Raw genomic sequence first — 785 nt, forward strand, 5'->3', positions numbered from 1 at the left:
GCTGATGCGAACACCTTCGCGCGCGCTGCTGATGCGCACGCCCTGACGACTGATCCGCACGCCTTCACGCGCGCTGATCCGCACGCCATCGCGCTGCGAGCTGATGCGAACACCTTCGCGAGCGCTGATTCGCACGCCTTCACGCTGCGAGCTGATCCGGACGCCGTCACGGGCACTGATGCGCACGCCCGAGCAGGAGCTGATGCGCACACCGGCGCGGTTGCTGATCCTGGCGCCTTCGCGTGCGCTGATCCGCACGCCCTGGTACGAAGAGCACGCTGAGGTAAACAGACCCTTACCCGGACGGGTGACGTTGTTGCTCTGCGAGGTGACAGAAGACGTGAACATGAGTGCCCTCCGGCGATCATTGTTCGGATAAGGGGAGATCGGATTTCTACGCAAGACCCGGATAGGTGAAAAAGTAGAGCCACGGCGCTCGGAGAACAAGCCGCCAAGCTGACCGCCATTCGCCGCCGTCCGGACCGGGACCATTCGGCCGCAGCTCGTGGTCTCGTCGAGTGATCTTCGGCAACCGCTCCCAGGACGTGGCCGCAAGCGCTCCGGCGGTATCGGACAATGCGGCATCACCGCAGGTCCACCGGTCTTCGGCGAGGGGTGGCCGGACGGCGGGGCCGCAGGGAGGACGCGAGCACGGTGAGTCGGCCCGACGAGAAGGTCGCAGAGGGCTCCGGCGTGCGCGGACCCGGCTTTCGCAGACTTTTCCTCGCTTGGTCGGTCTCCCTCGTCGGCGACGGTGTCCGCGCGGCGGCCCTGCCCCTCTACGT

The 785-nt window shown here is 66.6% G+C and carries 1 pseudogene; it reads right to left on the bottom strand.

Features of this window, described 5'->3' with window-relative positions:
- A pseudogene (locus tag CCN37_RS37680) lies at positions 1-348 on the bottom strand (hypothetical protein); the annotation flags it as partial.
- Between the last annotated feature and the right edge of the window lie 437 nt (positions 349-785).

This window comes from Allokutzneria sp. NRRL B-24872 (assembly GCF_002155965.1).
Classification (GTDB): Bacteria; Actinomycetota; Actinomycetes; order Mycobacteriales; family Pseudonocardiaceae; genus Allokutzneria.